The organism is Bartonella sp. AA86SXKL, assembly GCF_042196885.1.
The window spans coordinates 1-5545 of sequence record NZ_JBHIRE010000043.1 but is presented as its reverse complement, the minus strand read 5'-3'; the positions used below and the strand labels follow the sequence as shown (position 1 = coordinate 5545).

Here is a 5545-nt window from a genome sequence, read left to right as displayed (position 1 = left end):
TTGTTGTTCGTGTTTTTCGTTTTCTCTAAAACCTCGATAGCCTTTCGCACCCAGTTTCTCCATGTTGCTTGCCAATCACGTTTGATAGCATTCTTTCCTGCACAGGCTTTCCAAAAATCTCGAAACTTTGCAATTTCGACTTTCACGCGCTCTGGAGGCAAGCCCTCTTCGATTGCAAAATCGTAATCGGGTTCAAAATCCGTAGGCAATCGACAACCGCGATTAGCTTGCGCTCGTTTTGCTTTTTTGGGAACGTTCTCTTGCTCGTGAATGGGAGGTTGGTTGTCTGATGAGGTTTCGATTTGCTCTGATGTGGTCTCAACAGCAGCAACCTCTGTTGGCTCGTCAACCAAATCGATTGTTGCTAAACTTTCAGAACCAATTTCTTTTTTTGCTAAAACGTTAGTTTTAGTTTTTTTATTATATATGTTTGTATTGTTTGTTATAGCATCACAAGCATCATGCTTAGCATCCTTAAGCATGCTGTTAGCATCATGCTTAATATCACAAGCATCTTTTGTATTTTTATCCCATCTTGCCTTCGCTGCCTTTTGCGCTCTCTCTGAAAACTTATTCAAATTCTCATTAGAGTTGTTGAGTTCCTCTTCAACCTGTAAACTCCATAAACGACCACCTTCTAAACGTATCAGTTTCTCATCACTCAATAAAAAATCTAGCGCTTTATTAAAAGCTTTTACTGAACAACCAGAAATGCGTGCTAATATAGAGGCATTCTCAAGAATTGGCTGTCTCTTCTTATACATAAGCAATATCAACATCATATAAGTCGATATTTGATGCGACGTCATTCCACTAGCATCAGATACCCAATCAGAAGGAAAACAACGAACCCAAGCTAACTTAGTTGACATATTTTCCCTCCTATTCTTTATTATTATTTAGATCTTCATTGAAGTTATTGAGTTCCTCCTCAACTTGTGAACTCCACAAACGACCATCTTCTAAACGTATGATGACTCCAACCCTCAATAAATAATCTAACGCCTTTTCAAATCTTTTTACTGAACATTTAGTAAGATAAGAGAATCCTTGTGAATTATTTATAAGAGGTTCACCAGTGTAGAGCATTTGCAAACGCAACCTGAGATAAACATTGCATTCAATCGCTGGTAACAAAACAATATCAAGAAGACACTTCTCTACATTAATTGTTACAAACTTATTTCTATTGGACATCCCCAATCTCCTTTCCTTTAACTAAATATAAAATTGCTAAAGCATCTGCTTCGTTGTCGTCTTTAAGCGCATGCCCTTTGGAACATATCGCCCAGCCTGTCTTAGTACCTAGATCAAGACAGAGAATCGTGTTAGTCATTTGCTATTCCATTAAAAATTATTTTTACAAAGCCGTTCAACGGTAATTATTTTCGAAATGGGGGGGAAAATGCCTCAAGTAGTGTCTAAATTGTTTTCTATTTCTTCTGTTCTTATTAATTTCGCACATACAATTTTTTCAATTTACACTAAGTACAAAGAACAGGAAGAACGAAAACTAGGACCCAAATTAGAACTGAAATCTATTTCCCAACCAAGAGGTGATAGTGTTATTCCATCAAAGAAAGGAGGATTTAATATAATCACAGCATCGTTGGTTCATTTACAAGTAACTTTCTATAACCCTACAAAACAGATGATTAGACTGAATCATATATGGATAGATAAAAAGAGCCCCTTTCAATTTGTTCATGTCTCATATCCTAAATCCAACCTAGAATTGCAAAAACAAACAGAAGACATCTTCATTAAAACGCAAGAAAACCACGTCAACTTGATAACCCCTAAACTCAACCCAATCCAAAATGAATGGTATGATCTATTTAGTATTGGAAGTAAAAGCGAACTAACACTTTTACTCATTTTTGCAATGCGCAATCCATCTGAAATACAGCCTATAAATATCATTGTAGAACATACTTCTCCAAATTATCCGACCAAAACACTCAAACCTAATTTTTATCTTGGTTCCTTTTGTGATGACTAATACTCTAATTTCACGGAACTAAAAGTAATCAAATGTCACTTACTTTCTTTCTCTTATGAGCGGATAGTTTCTCTATCTTATCTCGTTGCATTCAATGTATAGACCGATTATATTTCTGAAAATTATCTATAAGATACTTTTTAAAACCATATGCGTCACTATATGCCCTGATAGACAATGAAGGTCCTAAAGTACTTTGAACTATCAAATTATCATTTGCATCAAGAGAAAAATTCCAATCAGAATCATGAAAAATAATTTTGCTGCCGTCTGGAAAATCCATTTCTTTTATTGAATCTTTCAAAATGTGAAAAGTGTAATATGGTCTTTGCAACACCTTTGTAGAGCTTTGCATTTTTTTATGAGAGACATAAAAACAAAAAATCGTGATTACATTGGTTGTAAAAAGCACAATAATCGTTGCGAAATTGTCCATTTTTATTTTCTTTCTTCATATTGAAGCTTCGTCATTTCATTTTGTTCACATGGCTTCATGCAAACAGTGGAACCCTTGACAAAAGAAGGCGTTGGAGGAGATTGTTCATTCCATAACGCTTCGAGAAGATATGCAACGGCTCCTCTTGAAGGAACACCATATTTTTCCCAACGCCATACTGTTGACTTGTTGACGCCTAACCGTGCTGCCATTTCTTTCAGAGTTAAATTCAGATTTTTACGTAACTGTTTTACTGCTATTTTTCCCATAAAAAATAATATGCATTATGAGTACTTAAAAGTCAAGTCGAAATGCATACCAATTATATGCAATATGAATATATTAAGGAGATAAAAATGCTTAGTAACACGATAGACCAATCTGCTAGATTAATAAAAGCGCGTTTAGCGCGTGGTTTTAGAAGTGCTAAAGAAGCAGCTAGATATTTTGGCTGGAACTACTCTAGCTATATACAGCACGAACAAGGATTAAGAGGAATATCACGGGCATCTGCAAAATATGCAAAAGCATTTAGAATTAGTGAAGGATGGTTATTAACTGGAGAGGGAGAAGGCCCCTCCTTTCCAATTCCTGCCACAAAACAAACTGTTGATGAGCAAATTATTAATCTACTGCAAAAAACAACTCAACCAGATAAAGAAACAATTCTTCACCTTTTAAATCGCCTGCATGCAGAAGAAAAAAAATAAAAGCTTTTTTTCTTTCATTACTAAATGTAGAAACCAGATGCATTATTTTGTTATCTAATTCTATATCACTTTTTATTATTTTCATAACCATTCACCTTCCCCTTTCATGAGAATCGTCATTTAGAAAAAATCTTCTTACAAGATTTTTATACCGTTAAAAATAAAATACACATAACGCATATTTTATTGTTGACAAGTATGCATTATGCGTATTATATATATTCCATAAACCACGCACAAACAATCGCCAAGAGGCGTTAGGGAGGAAAAATTATGGATAAGCCAATTCTTATAAATTCCAATGAAATTTTATTAGTTGTCTATGATGATGATCAAAACATTGGTCGGTCGGGACCACTGGATGAAAGCCAAGTTCTAAAAATTATTGACGAGGCAGATGATGCAATCCAAATCTTTCGCATCAATCCTTCTGAGAATAATTGTGAAGATATCTCTGAAGAAATTGCAGAAGCATATGTAAAAGAAAATATCGAACATCTCCACGAGGAGAGTAAAGTTCATGACTTTGTACTCGAAAGTGATGCTTACCAAGAACTTTTAGACGAGATAGCAGACGAAAAATATAATGATGAGATTTACGGTACTTATGAACAACAACACCGTTTGCGTCCTTGTGATGTGCTTTAAAATTCTAAAGGGCGCTTTTAAAAGCGCCTCCCCTTTTCCCATCAATAATTGATTAGAGTAAACTTATGACCACACATGATACTCATATTCATAGTGAAGGATATCTCACGCCTGAAAACGAGGTAGACAACAAAATCGGTTATGTCCAAATGGTCAATGCCCATGTAATGCATAGGTACTTACATTTGAAACAAGATTTTTTCACTTGGTTTAACGATTGTGTTGAAAAGCTTGATCTAAAAGAAGGCGTGGATTTTGTTTTTACAAAACAAGAATGGAACAGACAGAAGATTTGTCCAAAATCTGAAATAGAAACAGATAAAACCGATAATCATTACTTCAAAATTCACGCAGCAAGGAAAATTGCTCAAGCAGAACGTCATAGAAACTATGGCAGAATATTATATCAAACCTTGTGTTTTTCTTAATTAAGGGGGGTGATGATGCAAAACTTTATTACAATATCTGAAAACAATTTTCAAAACACAACTGTTCCCACCATGTCTAGTCGTGAAATTGCAGAGTTATGCGGTAAGCAACATGCGCATATTATGCGTGATATTCGACAAATGTTAGGAGAATTATATCCTGAAGGGGGTCAATCCAAATTTGGATCCACCTATTTAGATAAACAGGGTAAGCCCCAAAACTGTTACAACCTCCCTAAGCGTGAATGCCTTATCTTAGTTTCCGGTTACAGCATGACATTACGTGCTAGGATTATAGACCGTTGGCAAGAATTGGAAAAGCAAGTAGTAACACCACAAATCGACTATTCAAGTCCAAAGGCTATGATTGGCTTTTTGAATTACCTACAAGGTCAAATAGATCAAAAAGACACCATCATTGAAGATTTAACACCAAAAGCCATGGCTCTTGAAAGCTTACAGCGTCATAATGGACTCTTCAGTCTTACAGAAGCCGCTAAAATACTCGAGATGCAACCAAAACAGTTCATTCTCTTCTTACAGAAAAAAGGTTGGGTTTACAGACGAGCAGCAGGTGGAAATTTGCTTCCTTATCAAGACAAAATCCAAAAGAAACTTATGGATTGTCCAACCATCACACTTCAAACCGCAAGTGGAATAGAAAAAGTCATTCCTTGCGCAAAAATCACAGCAAAAGGAATTGGTGTGCTGTCTCAAGAGCTTAAAAGACAAAGCATGCATTAAGAGGAGGTTATTATGATAAAAAAGAAATACAAACTGACTGATGAAACAATTCCGTTTGATGGAAGAACTCTTCACCGAATTAGAGCATTAAGAGACTTTGGATATGTCAAAAAAGGTGACCTAGGCGGTTTTATAGAAAAAGAGAGCAACTTAAGCCATAAGAGAGACTGTTGGATTTTTGGCAATGCACAAGTTTACGGTAATGCCAAAGTTTATGATGATGCCCGTGTTTATGGGAATGCACAAATTTCTGGAAATGCACAAGTTTCTGATTATGCCGAAGTTGATGGTGCTTCTGTTCGAGATAATGCCAAGGTTTTTGACTATGCGCGGATTTATGGGAATTCTGTTATAGGGGAAAGTGTACACGTTTACGGAAATGCTAAAATTTACAATCAAGCATATATTTGCTGTCGTGTAGACATTGCTGGAAATTGTAAAATTAGTGGCTCCACCATAATCGTAGAACGTGAGAAATAGTAATCATGGAAAAGAAATATGAACTTACTGATGAAACAATTCAGTTTGATGGATACCTTACGCTTTACCGCATACGTGCATTAAAAGATTTTGGTGA

Annotated in this window: 10 protein-coding genes; 6 read left to right on the top strand and 4 right to left on the bottom strand. The window is 35.7% G+C overall.

The window, feature by feature from the left end; all coding sequences use genetic code 11:
- The 3 genes from ACFIO5_RS09170 to ACFIO5_RS09160 all read right to left on the bottom strand — a co-directional run.
- Positions 1–872, bottom strand: an 872-nt coding sequence (locus ACFIO5_RS09170; RefSeq protein ID WP_375705266.1) for a DUF1376 domain-containing protein, incomplete at its 3' end; no start/stop codon positions are given.
- A 10-nt stretch (positions 873–882) separates the two neighbouring features.
- A complete protein-coding gene (locus ACFIO5_RS09165; RefSeq protein ID WP_375643773.1) occupies positions 883–1197 on the bottom strand; it encodes a hypothetical protein in 315 nt (104 codons plus the stop codon).
- Positions 1187–1336 (bottom strand): hypothetical protein, encoded by a 150-nt coding sequence (locus tag ACFIO5_RS09160; protein WP_375643780.1) that lies wholly within the window; start codon positions 1334–1336, stop codon positions 1187–1189. The genes ACFIO5_RS09165 and ACFIO5_RS09160 overlap by 11 nt, the downstream gene beginning before the upstream one ends.
- 69 nt (positions 1337–1405) lie before the next feature.
- On the opposite strand from ACFIO5_RS09160, the gene ACFIO5_RS09155 reads away from it, so the two are divergent.
- The gene (locus tag ACFIO5_RS09155; RefSeq protein WP_208435741.1) at positions 1406–2002 is read left to right on the top strand and encodes a hypothetical protein; all 597 of its coding nucleotides are present in this window, start codon (positions 1406–1408) and stop codon (positions 2000–2002) included.
- A 438-nt stretch (positions 2003–2440) separates the two neighbouring features.
- On the opposite strand, the gene ACFIO5_RS09150 is transcribed toward ACFIO5_RS09155, so the two are convergent.
- Positions 2441–2707, bottom strand: a complete 267-nt coding sequence (locus tag ACFIO5_RS09150; RefSeq protein ID WP_375637121.1) for a helix-turn-helix domain-containing protein — start codon at positions 2705–2707, stop codon at positions 2441–2443.
- Positions 2708–2794: 87 nt separating this feature from the next.
- Here ACFIO5_RS09150 and ACFIO5_RS09145 point away from each other — a divergent pair, with 87 nt between their 5' ends.
- The 5 genes from ACFIO5_RS09145 to ACFIO5_RS09125 all read left to right on the top strand — a co-directional run bounded on the left by ACFIO5_RS09145 (position 2795) and on the right by ACFIO5_RS09125 (position 5448).
- The gene (locus ACFIO5_RS09145; protein WP_004859838.1) at positions 2795–3148 is read left to right on the top strand and encodes a helix-turn-helix domain-containing protein; all 354 of its coding nucleotides are present in this window, start codon (positions 2795–2797) and stop codon (positions 3146–3148) included.
- 273 nt (positions 3149–3421) lie between these two features.
- Positions 3422–3796: a hypothetical protein gene (locus tag ACFIO5_RS09140; protein WP_375635095.1), complete on the top strand. Its 375-nt coding sequence runs from the start codon at positions 3422–3424 to the stop codon at positions 3794–3796.
- A gap of 65 nt (positions 3797–3861) precedes the next feature.
- Positions 3862–4224 (top strand): antA/AntB antirepressor family protein, encoded by a 363-nt coding sequence (locus ACFIO5_RS09135; RefSeq protein WP_375705265.1) that lies wholly within the window; start codon positions 3862–3864, stop codon positions 4222–4224.
- A 15-nt stretch (positions 4225–4239) separates the two neighbouring features.
- Positions 4240–4968 carry a Rha family transcriptional regulator gene (locus ACFIO5_RS09130; RefSeq protein WP_375655513.1) on the top strand — a complete coding sequence of 243 codons (729 nt, stop codon included), beginning with the start codon at positions 4240–4242 and terminating at the stop codon, positions 4966–4968.
- A gap of 12 nt (positions 4969–4980) precedes the next feature.
- The gene (locus ACFIO5_RS09125; protein ID WP_375635096.1) at positions 4981–5448 is read left to right on the top strand and encodes a hypothetical protein; all 468 of its coding nucleotides are present in this window, start codon (positions 4981–4983) and stop codon (positions 5446–5448) included.
- The last annotated feature ends 97 nt before the right edge of the window (positions 5449–5545 follow it).

Excerpts from the sequence above, each read along its gene's own strand:
- ACFIO5_RS09165 (WP_375643773.1), bottom strand. The coding sequence starts at position 1,197 with ATGTCCAATAGAAATAAGTTTGTAACAATTAATGTAGAGAAGTGTCTT.
- ACFIO5_RS09160 (WP_375643780.1), bottom strand. The coding sequence starts at position 1,336 with ATGACTAACACGATTCTCTGTCTTGATCTAGGTACTAAGACAGGCTGG.
- ACFIO5_RS09155 (WP_208435741.1), top strand. The coding sequence starts at position 1,406 with ATGCCTCAAGTAGTGTCTAAATTGTTTTCTATTTCTTCTGTTCTTATT.
- ACFIO5_RS09150 (WP_375637121.1), bottom strand. The coding sequence starts at position 2,707 with ATGGGAAAAATAGCAGTAAAACAGTTACGTAAAAATCTGAATTTAACT.
- ACFIO5_RS09145 (WP_004859838.1), top strand. The coding sequence starts at position 2,795 with ATGCTTAGTAACACGATAGACCAATCTGCTAGATTAATAAAAGCGCGT.
- ACFIO5_RS09140 (WP_375635095.1), top strand. The coding sequence starts at position 3,422 with ATGGATAAGCCAATTCTTATAAATTCCAATGAAATTTTATTAGTTGTC.
- ACFIO5_RS09135 (WP_375705265.1), top strand. The coding sequence starts at position 3,862 with ATGACCACACATGATACTCATATTCATAGTGAAGGATATCTCACGCCT.
- ACFIO5_RS09130 (WP_375655513.1), top strand. The coding sequence starts at position 4,240 with ATGCAAAACTTTATTACAATATCTGAAAACAATTTTCAAAACACAACT.
- ACFIO5_RS09125 (WP_375635096.1), top strand. The coding sequence starts at position 4,981 with ATGATAAAAAAGAAATACAAACTGACTGATGAAACAATTCCGTTTGAT.